Source organism: Antarcticimicrobium luteum (assembly GCF_004358185.1).
GTDB lineage: Bacteria > Pseudomonadota > Alphaproteobacteria > Rhodobacterales > Rhodobacteraceae > Antarcticimicrobium > Antarcticimicrobium luteum.
Map to the genome: position 1 here is coordinate 12238 of NZ_SMUV01000068.1, position 23776 is coordinate 36013.

31 protein-coding genes and 3 pseudogenes are annotated in these 23776 nt (G+C 61.1%); 17 read left to right on the forward strand and 17 right to left on the reverse strand.

The features are described 5' to 3' along the window. Nucleotides 1-103: 103 nt before the first annotated feature. The gene (locus E1832_RS13105) at nt 104-1030 is read left to right on the forward strand and encodes a LysR family transcriptional regulator (protein ID WP_133360222.1); all 927 of its coding nucleotides are present in this window, start codon (nt 104-106) and stop codon (nt 1028-1030) included. Between the two features lie 60 nt (nt 1031-1090). Here E1832_RS13105 and E1832_RS13110 read toward each other — a convergent pair. Then, a pseudogene (locus tag E1832_RS13110) lies at nt 1091-1339 on the reverse strand (IS21 family transposase); the annotation flags it as partial. A gap of 223 nt (nt 1340-1562) precedes the next feature. Continuing rightward, nucleotides 1563-2494 (reverse strand): annotated as a pseudogene (locus E1832_RS13115) (IS5 family transposase). 360 nt (nt 2495-2854) lie between these two features. Here E1832_RS13115 and E1832_RS13120 point away from each other — a divergent pair. From E1832_RS13120 to E1832_RS13165, 10 genes are all read left to right on the forward strand, one after another. After that, nucleotides 2855-4054, forward strand: a complete 1200-nt coding sequence (locus tag E1832_RS13120) for a DUF932 domain-containing protein (RefSeq protein WP_133360224.1) — start codon at nt 2855-2857, stop codon at nt 4052-4054. Between the two features lie 123 nt (nt 4055-4177). After that, complete coding sequence (locus E1832_RS13125; RefSeq protein WP_114276349.1) at nt 4178-4618, forward strand: JAB domain-containing protein; 441 nt, start codon at nt 4178-4180, stop codon at nt 4616-4618. Nucleotides 4619-4728: 110 nt separating this feature from the next. Continuing rightward, nucleotides 4729-5247: a DNA repair protein RadC gene (locus tag E1832_RS13130; protein WP_133360225.1), complete on the forward strand. Its 519-nt coding sequence runs from the start codon at nt 4729-4731 to the stop codon at nt 5245-5247. Nucleotides 5248-5342: 95 nt separating this feature from the next. After that, nucleotides 5343-5834: a DUF6878 family protein gene (locus E1832_RS13135; protein WP_133360226.1), complete on the forward strand. Its 492-nt coding sequence runs from the start codon at nt 5343-5345 to the stop codon at nt 5832-5834. A 10-nt stretch (nt 5835-5844) separates the two neighbouring features. Beyond that, nucleotides 5845-6222, forward strand: coding sequence for a DUF6915 family protein (locus tag E1832_RS13140; protein WP_133360227.1), 378 nt, complete (start codon nt 5845-5847; stop codon nt 6220-6222). Nucleotide 6223: 1 nt separating this feature from the next. Further along, a complete protein-coding gene (locus E1832_RS13145) occupies nt 6224-6421 on the forward strand; it encodes a hypothetical protein (protein WP_133360228.1) in 198 nt (65 codons plus the stop codon). A gap of 75 nt (nt 6422-6496) precedes the next feature. Further along, nucleotides 6497-6916, forward strand: coding sequence for a hypothetical protein (locus E1832_RS13150; protein ID WP_133360229.1), 420 nt, complete (start codon nt 6497-6499; stop codon nt 6914-6916). Further along, nucleotides 6909-7553, forward strand: a complete 645-nt coding sequence (locus E1832_RS13155; RefSeq protein ID WP_133360230.1) for an antitoxin of toxin-antitoxin stability system — start codon at nt 6909-6911, stop codon at nt 7551-7553. The genes E1832_RS13150 and E1832_RS13155 overlap by 8 nt, the downstream gene beginning before the upstream one ends. Nucleotides 7554-7622: 69 nt before the next feature. Beyond that, nucleotides 7623-7952 (forward strand): type II toxin-antitoxin system TacA family antitoxin, encoded by a 330-nt coding sequence (locus tag E1832_RS13160; RefSeq protein WP_245513981.1) that lies wholly within the window; start codon nt 7623-7625, stop codon nt 7950-7952. Beyond that, nucleotides 7953-8501 (forward strand): GNAT family N-acetyltransferase, encoded by a 549-nt coding sequence (locus tag E1832_RS13165; RefSeq protein WP_133360231.1) that lies wholly within the window; start codon nt 7953-7955, stop codon nt 8499-8501. 185 nt (nt 8502-8686) lie between these two features. On the opposite strand, the gene E1832_RS13170 is transcribed toward E1832_RS13165, so the two are convergent. Then, nucleotides 8687-8983 (reverse strand): hypothetical protein, encoded by a 297-nt coding sequence (locus tag E1832_RS13170; RefSeq protein WP_133360232.1) that lies wholly within the window; start codon nt 8981-8983, stop codon nt 8687-8689. A 292-nt stretch (nt 8984-9275) separates the two neighbouring features. Here E1832_RS13170 and E1832_RS13175 point away from each other — a divergent pair. After that, a pseudogene (locus tag E1832_RS13175) lies at nt 9276-9767 on the forward strand (strawberry notch family protein); the annotation flags it as partial. After that, complete coding sequence (locus E1832_RS22960) at nt 9763-11115, forward strand: FAD-linked oxidase C-terminal domain-containing protein (RefSeq protein WP_245513982.1); 1353 nt, start codon at nt 9763-9765, stop codon at nt 11113-11115. The pseudogene E1832_RS13175 and the gene E1832_RS22960, both read left to right, overlap by 5 nt. A 320-nt stretch (nt 11116-11435) precedes the next feature. Here E1832_RS22960 and E1832_RS13185 read toward each other — a convergent pair whose 3' ends face one another. Both E1832_RS13185 and E1832_RS13190 read right to left on the reverse strand, forming a co-directional pair. Beyond that, nucleotides 11436-12824, reverse strand: coding sequence for a transposase (locus E1832_RS13185; protein ID WP_133360233.1), 1389 nt, complete (start codon nt 12822-12824; stop codon nt 11436-11438). A gap of 468 nt (nt 12825-13292) precedes the next feature. Further along, nucleotides 13293-13472, reverse strand: coding sequence for a hypothetical protein (locus E1832_RS13190; RefSeq protein ID WP_133360234.1), 180 nt, complete (start codon nt 13470-13472; stop codon nt 13293-13295). Between the two features lie 68 nt (nt 13473-13540). Between E1832_RS13190 and E1832_RS13195 the strand changes: the two genes are divergently transcribed. Continuing rightward, nucleotides 13541-13993, forward strand: a complete 453-nt coding sequence (locus tag E1832_RS13195) for a hypothetical protein (protein WP_133360235.1) — start codon at nt 13541-13543, stop codon at nt 13991-13993. On the opposite strand, the gene E1832_RS13200 is transcribed toward E1832_RS13195, so the two are convergent. Together E1832_RS13200 and E1832_RS22545 are read right to left on the reverse strand one after the other, a co-directional pair. Beyond that, nucleotides 13950-14639, reverse strand: a complete 690-nt coding sequence (locus E1832_RS13200) for a hypothetical protein (protein WP_133360236.1) — start codon at nt 14637-14639, stop codon at nt 13950-13952. The genes E1832_RS13195 and E1832_RS13200 overlap by 44 nt on opposite strands. Further along, the gene (locus E1832_RS22545; RefSeq protein ID WP_165978877.1) at nt 14632-14844 is read right to left on the reverse strand and encodes a hypothetical protein; all 213 of its coding nucleotides are present in this window, start codon (nt 14842-14844) and stop codon (nt 14632-14634) included. The genes E1832_RS13200 and E1832_RS22545 overlap by 8 nt, the downstream gene beginning before the upstream one ends. A 38-nt stretch (nt 14845-14882) precedes the next feature. Between E1832_RS22545 and E1832_RS13205 the strand changes: the two genes are divergently transcribed. Then, nucleotides 14883-15542 (forward strand): type IV secretory system conjugative DNA transfer family protein, encoded by a 660-nt coding sequence (locus tag E1832_RS13205; protein WP_165978878.1) that lies wholly within the window; start codon nt 14883-14885, stop codon nt 15540-15542. Between the two features lie 38 nt (nt 15543-15580). On the opposite strand, the gene E1832_RS13210 is transcribed toward E1832_RS13205, so the two are convergent. From E1832_RS13210 to E1832_RS23265, 6 genes are all read right to left on the reverse strand, one after another. After that, a complete protein-coding gene (locus E1832_RS13210) occupies nt 15581-15925 on the reverse strand; it encodes a helix-turn-helix transcriptional regulator (RefSeq protein ID WP_133360238.1) in 345 nt (114 codons plus the stop codon). An 11-nt stretch (nt 15926-15936) separates the two neighbouring features. Continuing rightward, entirely contained in the window at nt 15937-16188 is a 252-nt protein-coding gene (locus E1832_RS13215) for a type II toxin-antitoxin system RelE family toxin (protein WP_133360239.1), read from the reverse strand. 289 nt (nt 16189-16477) lie between these two features. Then, nucleotides 16478-17476: a P-type DNA transfer ATPase VirB11 gene (gene virB11, locus E1832_RS13220; RefSeq protein ID WP_133360240.1), complete on the reverse strand. Its 999-nt coding sequence runs from the start codon at nt 17474-17476 to the stop codon at nt 16478-16480. A gap of 110 nt (nt 17477-17586) precedes the next feature. Continuing rightward, entirely contained in the window at nt 17587-17982 is a 396-nt protein-coding gene (locus tag E1832_RS13225; protein ID WP_133360241.1) for a TraB/TrbI/VirB10 family type IV secretion system protein, read from the reverse strand. Next, the gene (locus E1832_RS13230; protein ID WP_245513983.1) at nt 17969-18223 is read right to left on the reverse strand and encodes a TrbC/VirB2 family protein; all 255 of its coding nucleotides are present in this window, start codon (nt 18221-18223) and stop codon (nt 17969-17971) included. Before E1832_RS13230 ends, E1832_RS13225 begins: the two co-directional genes overlap by 14 nt. A gap of 26 nt (nt 18224-18249) precedes the next feature. Next, entirely contained in the window at nt 18250-18897 is a 648-nt protein-coding gene (locus E1832_RS23265; protein WP_425358978.1) for a lytic transglycosylase domain-containing protein, read from the reverse strand. A gap of 522 nt (nt 18898-19419) precedes the next feature. Between E1832_RS23265 and E1832_RS13245 the strand changes: the two genes are divergently transcribed. Together E1832_RS13245 and E1832_RS13250 are read left to right on the forward strand one after the other, a co-directional pair. Then, nucleotides 19420-19689, forward strand: coding sequence for a hypothetical protein (locus E1832_RS13245; RefSeq protein WP_133360244.1), 270 nt, complete (start codon nt 19420-19422; stop codon nt 19687-19689). Between the two features lie 85 nt (nt 19690-19774). Beyond that, nucleotides 19775-20428, forward strand: coding sequence for a hypothetical protein (locus E1832_RS13250; protein WP_133360245.1), 654 nt, complete (start codon nt 19775-19777; stop codon nt 20426-20428). Nucleotides 20429-20635: 207 nt separating this feature from the next. On the opposite strand, the gene E1832_RS22965 is transcribed toward E1832_RS13250, so the two are convergent. Genes E1832_RS22965 through E1832_RS13270 form a run of 4 tightly spaced genes read right to left on the reverse strand, consistent with a single transcriptional unit; the run spans nt 20636 to nt 23716 of the window. Further along, complete coding sequence (locus E1832_RS22965) at nt 20636-21409, reverse strand: lipoate--protein ligase family protein (RefSeq protein WP_425358976.1); 774 nt, start codon at nt 21407-21409, stop codon at nt 20636-20638. Beyond that, nucleotides 21406-21642, reverse strand: coding sequence for a biotin/lipoyl-containing protein (locus E1832_RS13260; RefSeq protein ID WP_133360246.1), 237 nt, complete (start codon nt 21640-21642; stop codon nt 21406-21408). Before E1832_RS13260 ends, E1832_RS22965 begins: the two co-directional genes overlap by 4 nt. Nucleotides 21643-21672: 30 nt before the next feature. Beyond that, nucleotides 21673-22689, reverse strand: coding sequence for an alpha-ketoacid dehydrogenase subunit beta (locus E1832_RS13265; RefSeq protein WP_133360247.1), 1017 nt, complete (start codon nt 22687-22689; stop codon nt 21673-21675). A gap of 43 nt (nt 22690-22732) precedes the next feature. Further along, nucleotides 22733-23716 (reverse strand): thiamine pyrophosphate-dependent dehydrogenase E1 component subunit alpha, encoded by a 984-nt coding sequence (locus tag E1832_RS13270; protein WP_245513985.1) that lies wholly within the window; start codon nt 23714-23716, stop codon nt 22733-22735. Nucleotides 23717-23776 lie beyond the last annotated feature (60 nt).

Genomic DNA, 23776 nt, shown 5'->3' on the forward strand with positions numbered 1-23776 from the left:
ACCCGGTTGTCTCATCTGCTTAGAGGCATGGCCGCATTTGTTGAAATACTATTTCGGCGCGTTACCATGCCGAAAAGGCATGGCTGGCGAACGGGGGTAAGACATGGATATCAAGCTTCACCAGATAAAATGCTTTCGCGAGGTGGTCGAAAGCGGCAGTTTCTCTGCGGCCTCTCGCAGCTTGGGCATAGCCCAGCCCGCGCTGTCCCGGAAGATCGCCGATCTGGAGACGGAACTCGGCAAGCCGCTGCTGAACCGCAGCTCGCGCGGGGTCAGCCTGACGCCCGCCGGTGAAAAGTTCCTGCGCCACTGCCGCCTGATCCTGCTGCAACTGTCCCGCGCGGAACGCGAAATCGCGCTCGACGGCAGCAAGGCCGCGGACGAGGTCGTCTTCGTCGTGCCACCCGCGCTGAGCCTCTTTGTGGCGGCGCATCTGGTCAAGGCAGTGGTGACCGATTACCCAAATATCCACGTGGTCTGCCGCGAAACCCACTGGGACGATGCCCGCCACCTGATGGAGAGCGGCCAGGGCGATGTGGCGCTGGTCACCAACGGGCATCTGTTCGACGGCTGCGAGGCCGAACGCTGCGTGGTCGACAGCCTGTATTTCGGCGGGCGCATCGACGAAACCCACCACGGCGGCGCGCCTGTCACCCTGGAAGAGATCGCCGGGCTGCCGCTGATCCTGCCGGGAGGCAGGTTCCTGATCCGCCGCACCCTGGAGGCCACCGCCCGCGAGAGGGGGCTCGACCTGAACATCCGGCACGAGGTGAATTCCGTACCGCTGCTGGCCACCTATCTGGAACAGGGGTTGGGATATACGATTTCGATCTGGCAGACCTTCTTCGACGGGGTGGCGCGCGGGCGTATGTTCGCCCGGCCGCTGCACCGGCCCAACTTTCAGCGGATGCTGACCATCGTCTCTCAGTCGCAGGCCAACCAGAGACCGGCGGTGTCCATCGTCCACGATTACCTGCGGCGGCGGGTCAGGGAGCTGCACCGCGCGGGGATTATTCGCGGGAGTGAATGACAGGGCTTGTTGCTCGATTTTTCAATGCGTGACGTGGGTGCATCTTGACCGATGAACCGCAAAGATCCGCTTGGCCGCGTGACGCTGCTTGCGATGGACTGCCTTATCCGCGTCCAGCCAGCTGTCGATGATATCGGTGAACCCGTCCAACTTTGGACGCTTGATCGACGCACTCCGCCGATAGCCAGGCGGCTCAGAGAAGGCCAGCATCTTCCCAATCGTCCCACGTGACATCTTGAAATGCTGCGCCGCCGTCCATGCGCTCATGCCCTCGGCGCACGCCAGACGAACCTTGGGATGTAATTCCACGGTATAGATCTCCTCGCCCTCCCTGCTGCCGCACGGAGGGAAAAGTGGACGGATTTTACTCCGCCCGCAGCAGGACTATCCCGCCGCTACGGTGGGCCAATTTTGCACCGCCGTTTTCATTTCCTGCACGCGCATCAAGCGCCAGCTATCGGATCAGGCCGTTTTTCATGGCTTTGTTGCACAAATGGAGGTCTGACCGTACGCCCCCTTTCCCGGGACGGACCTATCCCACGGGCTCAGTGACAGGGATGCCGAGAGCGGTGTAGCTGTTCAGCACAGCGATGCGGACCTGCAGTTCGGCGACCTGTCGGTCGAAGTCCCTAGCCATCAGAGATTGGCCGGCAGTTTGATACAGTTCATCTTACTCTCGACGCGGCTTCGGCGGTGATATCCGCTCCATCGTCGCCACAGGGCACGGCCCAGGTATCGCGACGCATTGACCGCTTCGTCGCGGGCGATAGCGCCGGCGCTTGTGGGTTTCCACGGCTTGGCGTTCCTGCGCGGCGGGATGACAGCGGCAGCGCGTCGGGCGGCGATCGCCTCGTGACATTCGCGGGTGTCATAGGCGCCATCGGCTGTCACTGATCCGATCTGCTCGTCTGCCGGGATCTGGTCCAGAAGTTCAGGCAACATGGGTGCATCACCAATGTTGCTGCCGGTGATTTCGACCGCCCGAACCTCAAGCGTTTCCTCGTCGATCCCGATATGTATTTTGCGCCAGATACGGCGTTTCGGGCCGCCGTGCTTGCGCGCGTTCCATTCGCCTTCCCCTTCAGATTTGATGCCGGTGCTGTCGATCAGCAGATGCAGCGGGCCCTTGGCGCCGCGGTAGGGGATGTTCACATTCAGCGTCCGCTGGCGGCGACACAGGGTGCTGAAATCCGGTACCCGCCAGTCCAGCCCGACCAGTCGCAGGATGCTTTCGACGAACCCGGTGGTCTGCCTGAGTGGCATGCCGAACAGCACCTTCATTGACAGGCAGGTCTGGATGGCGGCATCGCTGTAGGTCTGCTGTCGGCCACGCCTGCCTGTCGGTGTGGCATCCCAGCTCATCTCGGGATCGAACCAGATCGACAGCGATCCGCGTCGCTTCAACGCTTCATTGTACGCCGACCAGTTCGTGGTCTTGTACTTCGTAGGGGCCCAACTGCTCATGCTCTCCAGCTATCATGCTGGATTCCCGAGATGAATCCCAGAAGAGGATTTGTGCAACAAAGCCCCTTGCCGATGTAGCGCATGACGTCGGGGTCGCCGCAGATTGCCGCGAATGGCGCGTGATCATCAGGCTTCCAACCTCGTAGCAGTAGACGCTCTGTTTCGATCATGTGCTGTGTCATGTTGCGCTTTAAGCACATTAGCCAATGGCAGAAAAGTCCGCAAAGCGGCGGTTCGTGGCGTCAGTCCCGAACGTCTACAATCGAGGCATGGGTTCAAGAGTGAGAGCAGGGTTGGTTCCTTTGCGACGGGTTGAAGGCTGGGAGAGTGGCTCCCGGCGCCTGTCGCGGGAGATAGCCGATGGGCGTTGTGGAAGTTCTGGATCCGGTCGCACCGACGCGGGCCGGTGGCTGGAAAGTGGATGTCAGCCGGGGGGAGCGGAACGGGCGGGTGTCGTCCGAATGGTTCAACCGGCCCGATGATGAGCGGTATCTGTCGCTCGACGATCTCTGGGCCAATGTGAAGGGCCGCTCCGAGCGCAGCCGGAGCCGGGTGGTGCAGACGGCGGACATCCGGGTTGAGGCCGCGCGCGATAACCCCGAGCGGTTGCACCTGATGTTACCGAAAGCGCAGAAACCGGTGGCGCCCACGCACTGGGCCTTCGGCCAGCTTGCCAGCATCGTCGGTGCCCCGGCATCCTACCTGCGGCAGCTTCCCGCGCCTCTGGCGGGGATCAACCTGCAATACGGTTTGACCAACCACCGCGCCGAGCAGGTGAAGACCTTCGAGACCGAGGATGGCCGCACGGAACTGCGCGCCGTGACCGGTCCCGACTACGGCCGCATCCATGACTTCGAGCTTGTCGAGGCGGTGCAGCGCATCGCGGGCAACGGTACGGGTGACACGCGATGGAAGGTGCCGGGTGTGCTCGACTGGTCGACCGGGGTCTACAATCCCGATGTCGAGATCAGCCGCGACACCACCACGCTCTACGCTTCGGACCGCGACGTCTTCCTGTTTCTGGTCGACGATCGCAACCCGATCGAGGCGGGCAAGCTGCCAGACGGCTCCCCCGATCTCTACTTCCGGGGCTTCTATTGCTGGAATTCCGAGGTCGGTGCCAAGACCCTCGGTATGGCGAGCTTCTACCTGCGGGCGGTGTGCCAGAACCGCAACCTCTGGGGCGTCGAGGAGTTCCAGGAGATCAAGATCCGCCACTCGAAATACGCCGCCACGCGTTTCGCGCATGAGGCGGCGCCAGCGCTGACGCGGTTTGCCAATTCCTCACCGCAGGGGTTCATGAACGGGATCAAGGCCGCGCGGCAGCAGGTCGTGGCGCGCAGCGACGAAGACCGCGCGGATTTCCTGCGGAAGCGGGGCTTCTCGAAGGCCGAAACCGGCAAGATCATCGAGAAGGTGCTGATGGAGGAAGGCCGCCCGCCCGAGAGCATCTTCGACTTCGTGCAGGGCATCACGCGGCTTGCCCGCGACAAGACCCAGCAGGATGCCCGCCTCGACATGGAGGGGCGCGCCAAGAAGCTCCTCGACCGGGTCGGCTGACGTCCAGCCTGACAAAGCGACCGGCCTCACGCGTGGCGGTCGCAATTTCCCCTTCCACGAGCGCACCGCTCCCCCGGCCCGAGAGAGCCGGGGGCTTCGTGTGCGCAATCCTGCGAGAGGCCCATGACACCCCAAGAAGAAACCGTCATCCTCGAGGCCCGTGACATCCTCGGCCGTTACCTTAGCCAGAACCCGGTCATCGGAAGCTGGCAGGCGCTGATGGACTATTGTGCGCTGACCGTCCGAGGTCCCATCGAGCGATTCCATGTCCTCTATCTCGACCGCAAAAACCGCATCATCGCCGATGAGCTTTTGTCGACCGGAACAGTCGATCATGTCCCCGTCTATCCGCGCGAGGTGATCAAGAGAGCCCTGATGCTGAACGCCAGCGCTCTGATCCTGATCCACAACCACCCCTCGGGCGATCCGACACCGTCGGAGGCCGACCTCAGCATGACGAAGGAGATACAGAAAGGGTGCAAGTATCTCGGCCTGACGTTGCACGACCACATCATCGTCGGCGCCGGGACGGAACTGAGCCTGCGGGCCCTGGGCAAGCTCTGACGCGCCTTTCGAACCTGCCGCCGTCACCCTTTCGAGGAAGAGGGCGGGGGTTTGGTCTTTGACGGTTTGAAGCGGGGAGAGAGGCTCTCCGCACCGTCGGAGATATGCCCATGTTCGACCTTCCTTTCCAAACTCAGCCGGAAACGCAGAAAACTGGTTTGCCGCCGAGCCTCCTGACCGTTTTTGCAGATCAAGACTTGCCGTTTGCGCTCACGACGGCTTGCCATGCGCCCGCGGCTCTCATGTCCGGGCAGGCACAACCCAAGGTACTGGAGCGGTTTGCCACGCTGGCCGAGGCCATGCAGGGGGCAATCGTTCACGCCGAAGATATCACACCTGAAGACGCTCCGCGCATCCTGGCAATCCTCGATCGGGAGGGCCGCCTCGTTCTGGCCGGGGCTACCAATGATGGCGGGGTCGCATGGTGCCACCCGGTCTCGGATGCCGCCGAAGCCCGTGCCGTCGTGTCCGAGGCCAGCCAGACCCGCGAGCAGGCCATACGAGCGGCCAAGTGGCATGAACATTGCCTCGCGCGAAGGCTGCGGCACCACGCCGATCTTCTCGATGCCCGTCTTGTCGATCCGCTCTGGCGCGCCTTCGCGTCTCGCGCCCTGCAGATCGCGGCGTGACGTCCAAGAGTCAGAGAAGGGCAGGGGAGGATGTGAGCCTACGAGGACGAGAGAGCCTCGGGGTTCATATCCTGTCCCTCATTCCGGAGTTTCCAATGTCCAAGATCGAACCCAACCTGGCCGCGCCGATGGCGCCGTCTAGGATTGATTTCGCCGCCGTGCTGGCCCGGCAGTCCGAGCGCGACGCGCGGATCGCAGCTTTGCGACCGGCCAACAAGGAACGCCTCTTCGATGGCCTGTCTGCCGCGGGCATCACACATGTGACTGTTTGTTTCGACGGCTATGGCGACAGCGGTCAGGTTGAGAGTATCGCTGCCTACGCTGGCGACGCCGAAGTCACTTTCCCCAAGACCCAGATCGCCTATGCCGCATTGACCTGGGACGACCCGGAGGTCGAGATGCGGGCGCTTTCGCTCGAAGATGTCGTGGAGCAACTGGCCTACGATTTGCTGTCTGACACCCATGGCGGTTGGGAAAACAACGACGGGGCCTACGGCGAGTTCTGCTTCGACGCAAGCGTTCGCACCATCCACCTCGAGTTCAACGAGCGCTTCACCTCGTCCGAACTCACCACCCACGATTTGTAAGGGGGCGGCGATGGCACATCCCTATCACCACGCCCTCTCCTCTGTGAAGAAATGGGGCGGCACGGTCGACTGCTACATGGCCGTGCATAGCTGGTTCGACCAGAGCAAGGAGATCACAGCCGATTTCCGGCATCGGGCGCTGCGCCACCATGCGGAGGGTATTTTCATGGCCGAGACGATTTTCGGTCCGACGATCACGCTTTCGACCGGGCGCATCATCCCGACCCGCTGGGTCGGCGAGCAGCATGTGAAGGAAGACCTCGGCTTCATCCCAAGTTTCGCCGACTGGGTGAAGGCCATCCGGCCCGAACCCTGGATGGGCCGGTCCGAGCGGATCGAAGCAAAGGTCGACCCGCATCTCGCCTCGCCCGTGGTCGAGGTGAGCTGACATGACCGATCCAGCCTATCAGCGCCTCGGCCTGCCGCTGACGGCGTCGCCCCAGACAGTTCTGCGCGCGGCGGTCCGGGCGCTGCACCCCGACACGCGCGCCGTGCGCAGCTTCCGGACGGCGCGCAAGCGCTTCTACCGGCAGATGCTCTGTGCGCATGCCGCGCGGCAGGCATCGGGCGACAATCCGACCGGCTGATCGCTTCCAACCAACCCTTCATCCCAATCCAGCGCCCGGCCCCTTGGCCGGGTTTCTCAATCTCAGGAGGTCCCCATGGCGGATTACTTCACCCATTTCTCATGCCTGATCGACGTCGGCAGCCCCGACAAGGCCGCGCGCGCGCTCGCGCTGTTCCAGAGCTTGCGCGCCGCGGATCAGGACGCCGATGACCCGGAGGTCTCGGGCTTCACTCTTGCGCGCCAGGACGCGCCTGAAGGCAGCACCCTCTGGATCCATGACGACGAGCACGGTGATGTCGAGGCGGTTATCCGCTTCGTGCTGCGCTTGGCTGAAGAACTCGACCTCGCAGGTTTATGGGGGTTCCAGTACGCGCTGACCTGCTCTCGTCCGCGCCTCGACGCCTTCGGCGGCGGCGCGCATATCATCGATCTTGGGGCGCGCAAATCCATCGGCTGGACCAGCACGCAAGAATGGCTGGCCGCCGCGCTGAATGGGGAGGACGTCGATGCCTGAAGTCATCTGCACAACAGTCTACCAGTTCCCGGAACTCTCGGATGCGGCGAAGGAAAAGGCGCGCAGCTGGTATCGCGAGCTTGGGCCCCACGACGACTGGTGGGACGCGATCTACGAGGATTTCGAGCGGGTCTGTGAGATCCTCGGCATCCGTCTGAAGACCACGCCCGTCCGCCTGATGGGCGGAGGGACGCGGGCTAAGCCCTGCATCTGGTTTTCAGGATTCTGGAGCCAGGGGGATGGGGCCTGTTTTGAAGCATACCTCAGCCACACCAAGGGCGCGGCCGCGCGCATCCGGGACTATGCGCCCCAGGACGCCACGCTGCACAGAATCGCCGACCGGCTGCAGGCCATTCAGCGGCGGAACTTCTACCAGCTCGCTGCCGAGGTCAGCCACCGCGGTCGCTACTACCACGAATACACCATGTCCGTGGACGTCACCCGCAACAGCCCGACCTGGCAGCCGACCACCGAGGACGCAGAGGAGATAGTGACCGAGGCGCTGCGCGACCTTGCCCGCTGGCTCTACCGCCAGCTTCAGAACGAATACGACCACCTTACCTCGGACGAGGCCATCGAGGAGGGGATCATCGTGAACGAGTACACGTTCACGGAAGGAGGGCGGCGATTCGGGTGAGTGCGCTACTTTCGAAGTACTTTCCCGACCGAACTCTTGATTTGTACGTCAATGTGGCGTACATGATGGATGGAAAAACAGGAGGCGACCATGCTTGGTTTCCACGACACCACGCGCGCGATCGATGAGCGCAACGAGGCCCGGATGAATTTCCGGACGAAGCCGCGCATCAAGACAGCGATTCAGCAGGCGGCAGCGCTTTCTGGCGTCGACGATTCCGTCTTCACCATGAATGCCGCCTACCAGGCAGCGCTGGCAACGATTGCAGCACATGAACGGACGGTGCTGCAGCCGGTCGATCATGACGCGTTTTTCTCGGCACTCGATACTCCGGCAGCGCCGACAGACGCCTTGCGCTCGGCCTTCCGTCGGCATGGCAAAACAGTTGTGTCGCAGTAGATGGCTGCATCACAACCGGCCTCTTACATCATTGAGCCGTTCGATCCAAAGAGACATGATCGAGCGGCTTTTTCTTGCGGCGTCGAACAGGTCGACAACTACTTCCAGAAGACGGCCAACAAGCTCGCCAAGACGGACAACGTCCGGCTCTATGTGATGGTCGATCCTGCCGGCACCGTAATCGGTTTCTATGCTCTCAATGCGCACGCTGTTCACTTTGCGGATTTACCTGAAAAGTTCGCGCGAACACGTCCGTCGCACGGCAATATCCCGGCCGCATACATCTCGATGATCGGGCGTGATCAGAAGTTCAGTGGGGGCGGTTTTGGCGGCGATTTGCTTGTCGATGCCCTCCGCCGGATTGCAGTTGCCGCAGATGCCATCGGCGTCGCTGTCGTCATGCTCGATGTTCTCGACTGTGGCGATCCCGACCGCGTGGCCCGCCGCAAGGCGCTATACGAAAGCTACGGCTTTCTGCCGCTCGCATCGAACCCGCTGAGGATGTTCTTGCCAGTCAGCGTCGTTCGAAAGCTCATCGCTGAAGAGTAAGCAGTGCAGATGAAGGACGCGGCGCTCACCGAGCTGGCCGGGCTCGGACAGGCGGTTGACCGCGGTTGAAGTCCTGAAGAGCCAATCTGCCAGCCTATAGGCTGGCAACTACGCTCAGTTTGCCAAACTACGGTGTGGCAAGCGCTCCGGACGGCCGCACAGGGCGTCACCAGCCGGTGCCGTCCTCACCTGTTCCCGTCGATCCACTTCGACATCAGGCCCTTGTCGCGGAAGCATTCGTCCGGGACGGCGCGGCGCTTGATCCGGGCGAGTTTCTCCGCGAAGGCCACCTGCTTGGACGTGGGCAGTTGGTCCATGTCCGATACCGGCTTCAGCCGGGCCTGCGCCTCGATCCAGGCACTCAAAGATCGCCGGTCTTGCTGAACCTCCCAGGGCAGGAGCGTCCGGTTGCGCAGGGCGAGCGCCCGCGCATAGGCGATCTGCTTGGGCGTTGCGGGCAGGGCGGCCGTGGTGCTTTCCATGGTGGAACCCCCTTTCTGGCTTGGTTCAGAAAATAGAACATAACAGGAACAAAATCAAGCTAAGCGTCCGGGCCGCGTCGGTCCGAGAGGAAGAGGGGGGGCCGGGGAAGATCAGGCCTGAGGGTGCCCGAGAGAGGGCGTCCGGGCCTGTCCCTTTCCCTCATTCCGGAGTTTTCCAATGACCTATCTCGCTCCCGTTGCGCCTCCAGTTCCTGTTCCGACTGCTGAACCCGCGCCCGCAATCCTCGCCGTCGCCGAGGCACTGCAGCCTGATCTCGCCCAAGGCTTCCAGATCCGCCGGGGTTTCTTCCTCGGCGATGGCACTGGGGCGGGCAAGGGCCGTCAGTCGGCCGGGATCTTGCTCGACAACTGGGCCCGAGGAAGACGCAAGGCGCTGTGGATCTCAAAGAGCGACAAGCTGCTGGAAGATGCGCAGCGCGACTGGTCGGCGCTCGGGCAGGAGCGCCTGCTGGTCACACCGCTCTCGCGCTTTGCCCAAGGCCGCGACATCCCGCTGACCGAAGGCGTCCTCTTCACCACCTATGCGACGCTGCGCTCGGAAGAGCGCGGGGCCAAGAAGTCCCGCGTCGACCAGATCGTCGACTGGTTGGGCGCGGATTTTGACGGGGTGATCCTGTTCGATGAAAGCCACGCCATGGCCAATGCCGTCGGCGGCAAGGGCGAGCGGGGTGATACCATGGCCTCGCAACAGGGCAGGGCGGGTCTGCGCCTGCAGCATAAACTGCCCAATGCCCGCGTGGTCTATGTCTCGGCCACGGGTGCAGGCGCAGCGCCGCCTTCAGCGTGAGCAGGACGGCTCCGAGGTGAAATCCACCGAACTCGAGCGCCTGACGGCCGAAGGCCTGACTCTCGTTGAACGGCGCAACTGCATGGACATGATGCGCGATCACGCCGCCACCGAGTTCGTCCATCACACGGGATCGACCTGGCGCCCCCGCACCGGATCAATCGTGAACCGCCAGCACATGACCGCCGCCCTGATCGACAGCCGCGACTTCCTCGCCGCCAAGCGCCGCGCCGAGACCGAGGTAATGCTTCCCGCAGGCCCCAAGGTCGCCCTCACCGGCGGGACCGATTTCAACGATCACCGCCTGATCTGGGGCAAGCTCGACCAGGTCCGGACCAAGTATCCCGACATGGTCCTCCTGCACGGTGGCAGCCCGAAGGGCGCAGAGCTCATCGCCGCCAAATGGGCCGAGGCTCGCAGCGTGACGCAGGTCGCCTTCAAGCCCGACTGGACCAAGCACGCCAAAGCAGCCCCCTTCAAGCGCAACGACGCCATGCTCGATGTGCTGCCAGTGGGTGTTGGGTATCTTACCCATTTCGGCCACTTCCGACAGCAGCACATGCAGCACAAAGGGATGATCTGGGACGTGGGGCTGATCACCTTCTTGCCTAAGGCGGACCATGAAACCACCGAGGACGCCTGCAATGCGGTGATCATGACGATCCAGATGGGAATCCCGGTTGCGCGGATCGAACTGCTGGATGCGCTGTCTGTACGTGCCGTGAACAGCTACTCCAAGCTCGACCTGCCTGAAACGCCGCATCTGCTGCTCGAATTTCATGGGTCCGAAACCTCGGTGGCCGAACAGGCCGAGATGTTCGGCGAGATCGCTGCCGATTGCGGTGGCACCGAGTTTCTGTGGACTGCAAATGCCGAGGACCGAAACAAGCTTTGGCAGGCCCGGCACAACGCCTATTGGGCAAGCCTCACCCTACGCCCCGGCGCCAAGGGACTATCAACCGATGCCTGCGTGCCGATGTCGCGACTTGCCGAATGTGTAACCTCGGCTCAGAGCAAAGCACGAGAGCTGAACCTGATCGCTCCCATCGTCGGACATGTCGGGGACGGGAACTTCCACACCTTACTTTTGATCGACGTCGGAGACCCCGAGGAAATCTCTCGCGCCGAGGAATTCGTCGGCTGGCTGAACGATCTTGCGATTTCCATGGAGGGCACCTGCACCGGCGAACACGGGATCGGCCAAGGCAAGAAGCGCTATCTACAAAAGGAAATGGGACCGATGCTGGACTATATGGCGCAAGTCAAATCGGCGCTGGACCCCAAGGGTATCATGAATCCGGGCAAGGTTTACCCGCGGAGCTGATCAACCGGCCGCCGGCGTCGCTTTCGGGGCATCCAATTTCGCGATATCGGAGATCAAATCCCCTGACCGGCGCTTCGGTCAGGGGGGCCGTCTGCAAGGCGCCCAACGGAAGCATGAGGCCCCTAGGGGAAACTTCGGTTACAACTTCCCACTGTCCGGCTGAACTTGCGCGGACGCAATCACTTTGCAAAGTCAGTTAACTGCGCAAAGCCGTCAATGGTCTGATTCGCAGCTAAAGACCGCTTCCAGCCGATTCTGTGGAAAAACACCCGTTCGCGGGCGCAGAATTCCGCCGCTTGAGTTGGGCGCGAGCGCCTTTCCTATGAGGCTTTTCGCGGTTGCTGCGGTGCGGGAAGGATCTTGGCCAGTTTGCGGAGGTTCTGGGCGGTGGCGGCGAGGAGAAATTCGTCGTTTGCGCCACATGGCCCACGCAATCGGAGCCGTCCGAGGCTGAGGATCCGCTTGAGATGCGCAAAGAGCATCTCGACCTTCTTCCTCAGCTTCATCGAGATCACGTATTGCTCGGTCTTTGCTATGTCCCGAGCAACCTGCCGGGCGTCTTCATGTTCCTCGCGGGTGATCTTGCGTGCGTCTGCGTTCGGGCAGCATCTCGCCTTGGATGGGCAGGCCTGGCAGACTTCTTTCAGCGCGCGATATCGGGCCGTGCCCTTGCCAGTCGCCCCCCGATTGGGGTCCGAGTAATTGCGGCGGAATTGCTTCAACTCGTGGCCCTCTGGGCAGATGTATTGATCGTTCCCGGCGTCCCATTCGAAGTCCGCTCGGGTCCAGGTCCCGTCATTACGTCCGGACTTGTCTAAGACCGGAATGTGCGGCGCGATCTTGCGATCGACAAGCCAACCCAGCATCGGCGCGGTGCCGTAGGCGGTGTCGGCGATCAGGCGCTCGGGATGCAGGTCGAACTTGTCCTTCACCCGCCTCAGCATGGTCTTGGCCGATCCGACCTCGGCTTGCCGGATTGATCTCGTGGCCTCCACGTCCACGATAACACCATGGTCGGTGTCGATCAGGTAATTGTCGGAGTAGCTGAAGAACGCCGGGCCTTTACGGGCAGCGGTCCACTGGCTGGCCGGGTCGGAATGTGACGTGAACTTCGGCTGGACCTCGCTGGCGGCGCCGAAGGCAGCCTCATCCAGCGTGTCCAGATACTCGCGAACGGCGCGGGGCGCATCGGCTGGATCGATTTGTCCGATGTCCCAGTCCTCTTTCGGTGTCGAGTTCTGCTTGTTGGCATCGGCCTCGATCAGACTGGCATCGATGGCCATGCGCTGCCCGCTGACCAGGCCCTCTTCAATGCAGCGTGCGACGGTCATCTCGAACAGGTGGCGCAGCAATTCGCTGTCGCGGAAACGCCCGTGCCTGTTCTTCGAGAAGGTCGAGTGATCCGGAACCCGGTCTCTCAGATCGAGGCGGTAAAACCAACGATACGCCAGGTTCAGATGCACCTCCTCGCAGAGTCGCCGTTCGGACCGGATGCCGAAGCAATAGCCGACCAGAAGCATGCGGATCAGCAACTCGGGGTCGACGGATGGGCGCCCCATGTGGCTGTAAAAGTCGGCGAGGTAGGCCCGGATCCCGGTCAGATCGACGAACCGGTCAATGGAGCGCAGCAGATGATCCTGGGGGATGTGATCTTCCAGCGAGAACTCGTAGAACAGCGATGGCTGCGCCTCCTGCCTCGGTCCCATCATCGCAAATCCTCCCGCCCAATGCGGGAATTGAATCAGCCCGATGCCCCTCGATCAAGCACGAGTTTTTCAACGGAATACGCCCTCTCGACCGAACGGGCATGGTCAGCACGGGGCCAGAGCGCATGTCGAGTTTGGGCTGACACCATCCGCATGCACCCGCAGCATCTAAAGCAAGAGCATCGGGCGCAATGGGATTCTCACGTCATTGGCAAACCCCGCAAGCGGGGCCGGGCTGTTGAGGCTTTGCCCTGAATTCTGATCCCGCCGTCTCCCTGTAGCAATATGACCTGGCAGGTCTCATCCTGAGCCATGCCAAGACGTTTGCCACATGGTCGCCATTACGATCCGCTTTCAGCCCTCACGGGTCTGCATCCCTTTTGCAAGGCAGGCAGCGTCACAACCTTTCGCCTTTGCAACGATCACTGTCTCGCTCCGTGCGCTCGCGAGCATTGTAGGGCTGATGGCGGTCTATCCCGCGTCATCATAAGGCACGTACCTCAAGTTTGCGCCGTCCGCCTGATCAAAGCCATCGGACCATCTGGTACGGCGCATGCCGCAGATCCATTGGAACACTACGCCGACCTCGACATCTTCACCATCTACTGTCGCCCAAATAACTTCGACGGGGTAACCCGCATAATTCTTCATGCTCAACTCCTGACCTCCATTTGGTCGGAGCCGCAGTTATCAGGTGGCAGGTATATGCCTGTACCTATATGCTTAACCAACACAAAACGGAGTTTACAAACTTGCTTTACAGGCCTCTACATATTGCGCTCTTTCTGGGCGCGGCTTCATCGGCTGTCGCTGCCGAGTGGGAGATCGGCTTGTCGCGAGGTCTGGAGACCTATGCTGCGACTGCAAACCACGGAGCTGTGCTCTTAGTTTGCGATCCTGACCGTGTCTACAACCCAAACGTGAGCCATGCGTACTTTTTGTCGCGTTTTGACGATGACCAATTCCCGCAACAAGTTGTTCTTCTCGCGGCGACCGGAGAGCAGGCTGCCTTTTCTGTGCAGGACGGGATCGCAACGCAACGCGATGCTGATCCAGCCGAATGGGCACAGCTCATCGACATGATTGAGGCGGGCGGTCAAATCGCTGTCGTGACTGCACGCGATGCCTTTACGCTGGATCAGGACGCGCTGCCCGGGCTTCGATGCCGCTGATCTGTTGAGCGAGCTCTTCGATCTCGGATCTGAGCAGCGCCTTGCCGAATGCGGATAACAGTTGCGTCACCCCATAGACTTTGAGCGGGTCATCAATGCTTGTCTGCAACGCCGCCACATGGGCGGCGTCGAGCCTGATCATCGATTTCATGAAGGGGGCACCAGTGCCTTTGGACTCGGCCAGGCGTGGTCGTGCAGCGGAGGCAACCTCATGCCAGGTCGCGGTGTTGCGCAGTTTTTGCATGCGGGCGCGAACCGCTTTTACCAAGGCACGCCGAACGTAGTCCGGATCAAGGCCAGATCGTTCTGCTAGCGCCTCAATCCGTGCCTGATCCTCAGCTCCGATGCGCACGTAATAGGTTCGAGACTGCCCTCCGGTGCTATTACTGCAAGCATCATCCCCCAACGGCTGGGTGGATACCCCTGAGTTGATGCGCGCCGTTTCAGCCGAGGCTGCCTGTTCCCCTTTCCGGGGTTCTTTCTCGTCCACCGAATTTGCCGCTAGGCCTTCTGTCGCGACCACTGCCGCCGTACTCTGATTGAACGCGGCATATTTCGTGGCGCTCGTGGCGAACTGCCGCGACCGCGCCAGCCTGTCTTCGTTCGAGACAGCGGTCCCGGACCGGCTTGGAATCTTCCTAGCCATTGGCGGAGTCCACCATGGCCTCGATGTCGCAAAGGACATCGCCGCACAGTGTCAGGGCTGAGGAAAGATGCCCTGCCTGCAACCGATGACGAAGATCCTGTTCATAAATGTCCCGCACGTATCCCAGCGGTCCGGTCAACGGCATGCGCTGGATCGCAGTGAGATGGGGCACCGGCGTGGGCAGAAGTGGCAGGGTGGAAATCACCTCGAAGACTTCGAGGTCCTGCCGGTGAACCCTGCGTCTTGCTGCATCACGCTCTAAGTCATCGCCTGCGGCTCTTTATCATTTCGCAGTCGATCCCCGGTCTTGAGGGCATCTACGGCGAAACCGACCGCCGCGCGCTGCAGGCCGGTGCGGGTGTACAGATTTACATGACCCCGCAGGATGATCGCACCGCCGACGTGCTGTCCGCAGCCCTCGGCAAGCGCACGATCGTGGGCAAGACCAGATCACAGGCAACCGTGCGTAAGCTCTCGGAGAGCGCAAATATTAGCCGTCGCTCGGAAGAACGGGCGCTGGTATCCCCCGCTGAATTGCTGCGCTTCCCGCTCGACAAGGTCCTTGTCCTGCCTGAGGGGCAATATCCTATCAGGGCGGATCACATCCGTTACTATGCCGACCGACATTTTGCGGAGATTGACAAAGCACGGCAGGGGCATGCCTTGCCCTATCCTCCTGCTGCAGCGCCAATCTCGAGCAGGCCGAAGAAGATCAAACTGGAGCGGCCCTTAGGCAGTGCGCCAGAAGCGATCTCCATGGATGACAAGGAGCTGGAGACTGTCGTGCAGTCCTATGCTGGAGCGCTGCGGGAATATGCAGAGATGGCAAAGGCGCGGCCAAAGAGAACGCGGTCAGCTTCCGGCTTTCGGCAAGACACAGCCGAAACTGCCGGAATTTCTTAACCTTCTGACTTACCAGAGCGCCAGGAAAATGCAGACCTTTATTCTGCCAGATCGTCGAGCGCGACGTCGAGGGCATTCGCCAATGCGCGCAGTGTTGTGACCGAACCTTGTTTGCGACCGGTTTCGATCTCGGTCACGGTCACGCGGTTTACGCCCGCCTTTGCAGCCAGCGCTGCCTGTGTCAGGCCACGCAAGTCCCGGTAGACGCGCAGGGCGTTTTCGCCATTCAGCAGGCGATTTACGAATTCCGCAGGCACAAGCTCTTCCTCTCCCGCCGCCAGCGCTGCCTTGGCACGGTCAAAGCTCTGCAAATCAGCCAGATCCTCAGCTGCAGCCTGCAGGCGGTCATACTCTTCGCGGGGGATCGTCACCATTTCGTTCATGTCATACCCTTTCAGTCATAGATGCCGCCGCGGGGCCCTATATCCAGAATAGCCAGGACATTGCCCTGATCATCCATGATAACACGCCAACCGCCTACCCGTAGCCGAATGCCCTCTCGCCCCTTGAGGGACTTCACATTGTTGGCCTGCGAGCCTGGGTCTTGCGCATAGGCCTCGATCTTGGAGCGGATCAGTGTGGCAGTGTTCACAGGTATTCGGCGCAACGCTTTGATCGCGGCTTTCGTATAGCTGATCTGCTTCATGATGTAGCTTTGGGCGACATATCCGCCAAAGTCAAGTAAAATGTCGCCCAAAGCTACATTTGCGCTCGAAATGAAACGATCGCGCAACCTGTTCTGTGATGCCGGAGATAAATCTACTTTTGGCGCTGTTTACGCCGAAGGCAGACCTCGCCACTGAACTCAGGTTCGCCATATCCCCTCCGGGTTGTTGTCTCGGTAAACCAATTCATTTCCCTTTACCGGGTGGAGTACTCTGCTGAGCAGCATTGCGGTACACAGGGTCACATCCGACGCGGACCAACAGATCCCTTCAGGGAGTCGGGCTATCCGGCACCCACACCTGTTCGACCCCACGCCGCCCGTCCTTCCGCCCAAGCTGTACCACGACGTCGATGCTGGACGCAGCATAGCGCCTTACCTCCTCAAAACTCATATTGATGCCCACCGACATGACCATGAGGGCAAGGCGGTCGAGCGCCTTCTGCGCGGTATCGGCGTGAATTGTGGTGAAAGAGCCGGAATGGCCGGTGTTGATCGCGTCGAGGAAGGTCTTGCACTCATCGCCGCGCAGCTCACCAAGAATGATCCGGTCAGGACGCATGCGCAAAGAGGTCTCGAGCAACTTGGCCGCGGTGCGTTCGCTTGAGGGGATACGGTCAGCCTTGAGCATCGCGCGATTGGGTTGCGGCGGGAAGAGCTCAAACGCGTCCTCGATGGTCACGATACGCTCCGTCTCGGTCACCAGCGCGAGAAGCGCCCGAGCAAAAGTCGTTTTGCCCGTGGACGTACCGCCGCTGATCATGATGTTCAGCCGCTCATCGATGCAGAGTTTCATGGCGGCTCGAATATCCCCTGCCTGGGTCAGTGCGATCACCCGTTCGGCTTTTGCCTGTCGTTCGGCGTCCAGGTCCACCAGTGCACCGTGCAACAGGCCGATGTCGCTCAAGGTGAGTTGGTCTTCACTATAGCGGCGCAAGGTGATCGACGGCCCGCCATCCACGACCGGTGGATAGACGACCTGTGCCCGGATCGGTTTGCCGTTCATCTCGATCTTGCCGGAGACCAGCGGCTTTTTCTCGCTGATCTGTCCGTGGGTGGCGCTGGCAATGGACGTTGCAAGGTCCCGAGCTTGCGCAGGGGAGTAGAACAGGCCCTCGAGGCCAACCATATGCTCAGCCCCCCGCGTTTCCACCCAGACCTTTCCATCGGGATTGATGGCTATTTCGACCACGGCGGGATCGGAGAGCGGTGCAGCCAGCGGTTTTAGATATGTTGAAAGAAAACTGGTTTTTTCTGCCGCCTGGTTCATGGCTGGCCGCCTGTGCATTTCAGGTTTGTGTTGCGTCGAAACACGCTGCCTCTCCCTTCGGTCGAACGCGTGTTTCGACACATGATTATTTTGTCGAACCTGAAACGCACTTAATAGAACTCGAGATCACGGTCGGCGATCACACTGATCGCAGCACCCGGCTGGACCGAGATAACCGGAGGCAGGGTGGCATATTCGCCGATCACCGCATCGGTGGCCTGCGCAAAACTGCCCGCGACATCCTCTGCAATTTCTGATCTGGTCTCGGAGCTGGCCTCGGATGCGGCGATTGCCGGTCCTGCGCCGATGATCGAGAGCAATGCGGCTGTGCCAAAGCGCAGCCCAAAGCGGGAGTTCACGGAGCCCGTCACGCCCGACCGGCCCTGATCGTCCGCGCCAAATGCGGCGAGCTGAACCGATTGCCCCTCGGGTGTGACGATGCGTGACCAGCCAACCAGAATGCGGGCCTGGAGGTCTCTGCGGCCTGTCAGATCAAGGGGCCGCAAAGCCGTCGATGATGGTCTCGGCCGAAAAGATCAGCACCACGCCGACAAACACGGCGACGAAAATCGGCCAGTTGAGGCGCCCGAAAAACATCATGACACCGGACCCCACGAGAGCGAGCACGCCGAGGCCACGACCGATCGGACCCGTCACCGCGTCGATGATGTTGTCGATCATGTCAGAGACGGGGCTGAGGTCCTGCGCGAGCGCCGGGGCGGCGGCCAACATCAGCAACGCGGCCAATGCCGCCCGGGTATAGTCAATACGTTTCATATCTGGTCTCCGATGGATTGGGCATAGACGGCCATGACCTTGCGGACATGGCCTTGGGTTTCGCGGTAGGGGGGCACACCGCCGTGACGCGCCACGGCTTCGGGGCCGGCGTTATAGGCCGCGAGCGCAAGCTGCGGTGTGCCGAAACGATCAAGTTGTGTCAGCAAGTAGCGGGCGGATCCATGCAGGTTTTGCTCAGAATCATGCGGATCGACTCCAAGCACGCGCGCGGTGTCCGGCATCAACTGCCCAAGCCCGATTGCGCCGACATGCGACCGCGCGCCTGGATCAAATGCGCTTTCAATAGCGATGTTGGCGCGAAAGAATGCAAGCCAGTCGCGAGAGGTCATCCCGGCCCTGCGCAGGGCCGGGTGGTCCGCATAGACCGAGCCCACATCGAGGATCATAGCCTCGATTTCGGGACAACCTGATGGGACCTGAGATTTAGAAAGTCGTGGTGAAGAAAGAGGGGCTACCTCAGCACGTGCGACAACGTCGCTTTGCTCGGGTTGAGGCCTTGCGAAGTCGAGAACGCTGCTGGTCAGTCGACCAGCACGCTCTGGAGCATCGAGATCGATAACGGATTGTGCATAAGAGGAAGGGCCTGAAAGACCCCAGAGAACGAGGCTAGCCGCTGATAGGATACCTTGTCGTCTCAAACTCCCACGTGCCTCTCTCGCCCTCTCGGAGGGGGCAACTGAACACCTTCGCGCCGAGCTCCAGGCAGAAGCTCATGAGCCCTGCTGCGGTCTTGAAGACGCGTGGTTTCAGATCCCGGTTGGTCACATAGACCGACCGGTGCACACCGCCTTGACCGTCATTGGAGCAGACGAAAACTGTCCAGCCACCCCTATGCGTATTGCCGCCCTTTTCCGGGGCTTCAACGCATTCCACCTCGATCCATGCCCCACCCTCGATCGCCTCTTGCATGTGCGATGTTAGGATCACGGGGTATTTTGTTCCTGCCATTTTGCCTCCGAAGGAAAGAAGTTCCTCCGGAAGTAACCTGCTTTTGCACCGCTTCAAACAGTGTATGTCACAGGATATGCGGCGGCGTAGCGGAAAATATGTTAGAGGGTCAATAGATATCTTTTGATTGATTGCGATATTTTTTCGGTGATAGGTCGAGCACACGATTCGCCCCCAGATTGTCGGGAGACCACCAGATGTCGCGGTTACTGGTATGTACCACACTCATCGTCCTTGCGATCCCAGCAAACGCCGAGACGCTGGCGATGGACTGCGTGTTGCCGTTGCGGCCGGCGCTGTCGGCTTCGCCTGCGCTCCTGAACGAGTACGGCGACGACATCAGAGCCGAGTTCAACGCCTACTTCGATGAGGCACAAACCTATTTGAATTGCCTTGCTGGGGCATCGGCTTCTGCGCAGGCCGAAGTCCGTCTTGTGCTTGACGCTTACCGGGAGATGTTCCAATGAAACGACGCACAAAATATGTCAGTAATTGTGACTCAATTAACATAAGTCTTATTATACGACAACAGGTTAGCGGCGGCGCTCTGTCATGAGGCGGCTCCTCTCAACGGCCGCGATCATCGCAATCGGCCTCATGCCGCTTGCTGCCAAACCCGCTACCGCACAAGGCTACCAGATCGATTGTGCAATCCTCTTGTGCCTCGCAGGCGGTTGGCCGCCTTCGGTCCCATGTGCCCGCGCGCGCGCAGAGTTTATTCGCCGCATTACGCCCTGGCCGGTAGAGCCACCGCTGCAGATCTGGCGCTGCCCAATGCGTGCGGCGTTGGAAGCGCCGGACCCGGTCGAGCGCCTCTACAGGTTGGCGGGGTTTAATCCCGGGCCAGCAGTCTCCCTGCCCCCTGAGCGAGAAACGCTCCAGCTCGCCCAAGCTGTCGGGCGTGGTGCGGATATCGACGTGACCGACCCAGCGTTTGATTTCATCCGCTCCATCGATGTTTTCCAAGTCACTGCGGAACAAGACAGGGGCCGTGGCGAGTGCAACCGATATGCTTCCGTGCGGCACGGCACCTATGATCAGGACGGCCAATTTCGGTGGCAAAACAGCTCTGTAAGCGCCCTTCCTCCAGCTTTCCGGGGGACAGAGCGGTACAGTCAGAATTGTCCCTCGATCTGGGTCCGCGCTGTGTTCGTGGATTGGAAGGACCTTGAGGGCACCTATGGCTTCGAACAGGTCAACTATTGATCTCAAACAGGCACAAGGAATCGAAACTGAGTTCATGACACTCCCAACCCTGCTGCGGTTTTCACGGACGACGAGCGCCACCTGCTCGAACACGCAACGCCGGACAGAAAGCGCCGGCACCGCACGACTTTGAGTTCTATGTTAGGGCAGTCGCACGGCTCGGCGGCTATCTCGACCGAGCTTCCGACGCGCCACCGGGAACGACCGTCACCTGGCGGGGCTTCTCACGCCTCGCTGACCTCGTAGAGGGAGCCCGCATGGCAAAGCCGCCTCCGGACACGAACGCGCCCGATCAGCGATCATGCGGAGGAAGCGGTGTTGCGTGGCTTTCCTCCCCGCCAGCTGAAACAGCTCCTGCAATCCGACATGTGCCATGGCATGGATCACCCGATTTATTCCACAATCTTGATAGAAACGGTTGAGCGTCGCGATCGTGTTTTCGTCCGGGGTGCGTATCAGCATCATCGCATGGGTCTGCACGGCCATTCCCCCCGCCATCGGGCGCCAGCGCTGAGCGGTTCCGGCGAATTTCCGGCCCGTCACGATGACGTTGAACCGGCCATCACAGAAGGCCCCGGACACGGCGCCATAGCGGGAGGGTATGCCCGCATCGGAAAGCGCCTCGCAGATCGGCGCAGTCAGTCGTTTGTATGCGTCCTCAAGTGTGGATGCCGCGCCCTGCGGCTCTCGAAACATTAGCGTCAGATTGACGATACCTGGCCCCTGCGGAACCAGATCGCCGCCGGTGGCCCGCAAATGAACCGGCCAGCCAGCGTCAGCGGCCCGCGTACAAGCGCGAGCGAACCCGGGAAGCCTGGCCATCCTTGCTGGCGCGACCAGCGCAGGTTCGCAGGACCAAAGCCGGGCGCTGGCGGTGCGGCGTCCGGCGGCAATGTCGGCTAGGCAGCTTGCCTCCCAAGCCAATGCATCGGCAAGAGCAAGGCCTCGCACAGGGCCCGCCACCTCCGTCGTGGCGGTCATGTGATCTGCCCGATGACATCCCCCTTGCGCACGATGTCATCGATTTGTTTGCTGATCTTCAGAACGCCGTCGGCCGGCGCTGTCACCTCAAACTGCGACTTCTCGACCATGATCTCGGCGATCAGCGCCCCTTTGCGCACGGTCGCGCCGTCACTTGCCAGCCAGTTGGTAATGACGGCTTCCATGCCGTCATCCTGCCACAGACCCTGTGGCACCTTCACCTCGGTTGCCATCCGTTCGCTCCCTCACTTGGCCGCGATTTGCTACATCTTGCGATAGGCGGCGACGATCTTGTCGGGATTGGGCAGGCAGAACTGCTCCATGTGCTTCGCATAAGGGATCGGCACATCCGGAAAGGTGATACGCGCCGGTGACGCTTTCAGCTTCGAGATGTCATGCTCGGTCACGGTGGCGATGATCTCACCCGACACGCCATAGCTGTGGTAATCCTCATCAACCACGATCAGGCGGCCAGTCTTGGCGACCGAATTGATCACCGTCTCACGATCCAGCGGGACCAGCGAAACTAGGTCGACGACCTCGGCGCTGACGCCATCTTCGGCCAGCTTGTCGGCGGCTTTCAGCGCGTTATGCACCCCCATGGCAAGCCCGACCAGCGTCACGTCGGTGCCTGCGCGAACGACTTTGGCCTTGCCGATCTCGACGGTGTAATCCTCTTCGGGAGTGTTGACTGTTGCGCCGGCCTCGGTGCCCAGCCACCCCATGCCCTGCAACCCCTTGTGGAACATGTAGACCACCGGGTTGTCGTCGCGGATCGCGGCGGTCATCAGCCCCTTGGCATCATAGGCGTTCGAGGGCGAAACAACCTTCATGCCGGGCAGGTGGGCAAAAGTCCCGTAAAGGCACTGTGAATGCTGGCCCGCATCCGAATAGCCGCCTCCGGTCGAGGTCATCAACACCATCGGCACCGAGGCGTTGCCGCCCGCGAAATAGGTGTTCTTGGCCATCTGGTTGTAAATCGCGTCAAAGCAGACGCCGAAGAAGTCTACAAACATCAGTTCGACGACGGGCCGCATCCCGTCCATCGCCGCGCCCACCGCGGCACTGATGAAGCCGGTTTCGGAAATCGGAGTATCGCGCACACGTTCCTTTCCGAATTCCTCGAACAGGCCGCGCGTATTGCCGAAGATGCCGCCGAAACCGGCGATATCCTCGCCCATCACGAAGACGGTCGGGTCGCGGCTCATCTCCTGCTGCATTGCCTCGGCCATCGCGCGGGCAATGGTCAGGCGGCGCTCGTTGGTTGGTTGGTCAAGCATGGAACAAATCCTTTCATACCACCCGCCGGTGAAGGTCGGAAAATCAGACGTAAACAGCAGTCAGCGCATCGCTGTCCGGCGCATACTCGCTGTTACGGGCATAGGCGATCGCCTCGGCCACGCGGGCCTCTGCGCGGTCTTCGAGCGCATCCAGGTCCTTGGCCGCATGCCCGTCAGCAACCAGGCGTTCGCGCATCCTGGGGATCGGATCCTTGGCAAACAGCGCGTCCTTTTCGCCCTCGGGGCGATATTGCTCGGCGTCCCCCATGAAGTGCCCCGCCAGCCGGTAGGTTTCGACCTCGATCAGCGTCGGCCCATTGCCCTCGCGGGCGCGCGCAATCGCCTGGCCTGCGATATCGAAGATTGCATGAGGGTCGTTGCCGGGAATGTAGTGCCCGGGCATACAATAGCCCGCTGCGCGCACGTCATTGCGGGCCACGGCCGTGGATTCGGACTTCGGCACGGAAATGCCCCAGGAATTGTCCTCGATCACGAAGACCACCGGAAGCGTCCATGAACCAGCAAGGTTGAGCGCCTCATGAAATGCGCCCTGGTTCGCGGCGCCCTCGCCGAGGAATGCAACCGCAACCCCCGGCTTGTTCTGCATCTTGCGCGACAGGGCAGCCCCGCAAGCAGGGCCGCAGCTTTCGCCGATGATGCCGGAACAGGCGAAATTCACCGCCGGATCGAACAGGTGCATGTGGCCCCCCCGTCCGCCAGACAGGCCGGTCGATTTGCCAAAAATCTCGGCGGCCATTTTTTTCAGATCGACGCCCTTGGCGATCGCCTGATGGTGTGGGCGATGGGTTGCGGTCACAATGTCGTCGGCATCCAGATGCGCGCAGACACCTACAGCGACCGGCTCTTGCCCGTTCGACAGGTGCATCTCGCCAGGGATCGGCCCATTCGCCATGTTGAACGCAGGCGTCTTGCCTTCGAGATAGATCTTCTCGATCGCCTCTTCAAAACGCCGGCTGACCACCATGTTTTCGTACATCCACAGTGACTGTTCTTTCGTCGGTTGCATGTGAGTCCTCCCTTTTGTTCGGTTCGTGTGCGGGCGCGTGAACCTCAAAACACTATGCCG

Coding starts and splice junctions, on each gene's coding strand:
- E1832_RS13105 (WP_133360222.1), top strand. CDS start 104: ATGGATATCAAGCTTCACCAGATAAAATGCTTTCGCGAGGTGGTCGAA.
- E1832_RS13120 (WP_133360224.1), top strand. CDS start 2,855: ATGGGCGTTGTGGAAGTTCTGGATCCGGTCGCACCGACGCGGGCCGGT.
- E1832_RS13125 (WP_114276349.1), top strand. CDS start 4,178: ATGACACCCCAAGAAGAAACCGTCATCCTCGAGGCCCGTGACATCCTC.
- E1832_RS13130 (WP_133360225.1), top strand. CDS start 4,729: ATGTTCGACCTTCCTTTCCAAACTCAGCCGGAAACGCAGAAAACTGGT.
- E1832_RS13135 (WP_133360226.1), top strand. CDS start 5,343: ATGTCCAAGATCGAACCCAACCTGGCCGCGCCGATGGCGCCGTCTAGG.
- E1832_RS13140 (WP_133360227.1), top strand. CDS start 5,845: ATGGCACATCCCTATCACCACGCCCTCTCCTCTGTGAAGAAATGGGGC.
- E1832_RS13145 (WP_133360228.1), top strand. CDS start 6,224: ATGACCGATCCAGCCTATCAGCGCCTCGGCCTGCCGCTGACGGCGTCG.
- E1832_RS13150 (WP_133360229.1), top strand. CDS start 6,497: ATGGCGGATTACTTCACCCATTTCTCATGCCTGATCGACGTCGGCAGC.
- E1832_RS13155 (WP_133360230.1), top strand. CDS start 6,909: ATGCCTGAAGTCATCTGCACAACAGTCTACCAGTTCCCGGAACTCTCG.
- E1832_RS13160 (WP_245513981.1), top strand. CDS start 7,623: ATGGAAAAACAGGAGGCGACCATGCTTGGTTTCCACGACACCACGCGC.
- E1832_RS13165 (WP_133360231.1), top strand. CDS start 7,953: ATGGCTGCATCACAACCGGCCTCTTACATCATTGAGCCGTTCGATCCA.
- E1832_RS13170 (WP_133360232.1), bottom strand. CDS start 8,983: ATGGAAAGCACCACGGCCGCCCTGCCCGCAACGCCCAAGCAGATCGCC.
- E1832_RS13185 (WP_133360233.1), bottom strand. CDS start 12,824: ATGATGGGACCGAGGCAGGAGGCGCAGCCATCGCTGTTCTACGAGTTC.
- E1832_RS13190 (WP_133360234.1), bottom strand. CDS start 13,472: ATGAAGAATTATGCGGGTTACCCCGTCGAAGTTATTTGGGCGACAGTA.
- E1832_RS13195 (WP_133360235.1), top strand. CDS start 13,541: ATGCTTAACCAACACAAAACGGAGTTTACAAACTTGCTTTACAGGCCT.
- E1832_RS13200 (WP_133360236.1), bottom strand. CDS start 14,639: ATGGCTAGGAAGATTCCAAGCCGGTCCGGGACCGCTGTCTCGAACGAA.
- E1832_RS13210 (WP_133360238.1), bottom strand. CDS start 15,925: ATGAACGAAATGGTGACGATCCCCCGCGAAGAGTATGACCGCCTGCAG.
- E1832_RS13215 (WP_133360239.1), bottom strand. CDS start 16,188: ATGAAGCAGATCAGCTATACGAAAGCCGCGATCAAAGCGTTGCGCCGA.
- virB11 (WP_133360240.1), bottom strand. CDS start 17,476: ATGAACCAGGCGGCAGAAAAAACCAGTTTTCTTTCAACATATCTAAAA.
- E1832_RS13245 (WP_133360244.1), top strand. CDS start 19,420: ATGTCGCGGTTACTGGTATGTACCACACTCATCGTCCTTGCGATCCCA.
- E1832_RS13250 (WP_133360245.1), top strand. CDS start 19,775: ATGAGGCGGCTCCTCTCAACGGCCGCGATCATCGCAATCGGCCTCATG.
- E1832_RS22965 (WP_425358976.1), bottom strand. CDS start 21,409: ATGACCGCCACGACGGAGGTGGCGGGCCCTGTGCGAGGCCTTGCTCTT.
- E1832_RS13260 (WP_133360246.1), bottom strand. CDS start 21,642: ATGGCAACCGAGGTGAAGGTGCCACAGGGTCTGTGGCAGGATGACGGC.
- E1832_RS13265 (WP_133360247.1), bottom strand. CDS start 22,689: ATGCTTGACCAACCAACCAACGAGCGCCGCCTGACCATTGCCCGCGCG.
- E1832_RS13270 (WP_245513985.1), bottom strand. CDS start 23,716: ATGCAACCGACGAAAGAACAGTCACTGTGGATGTACGAAAACATGGTG.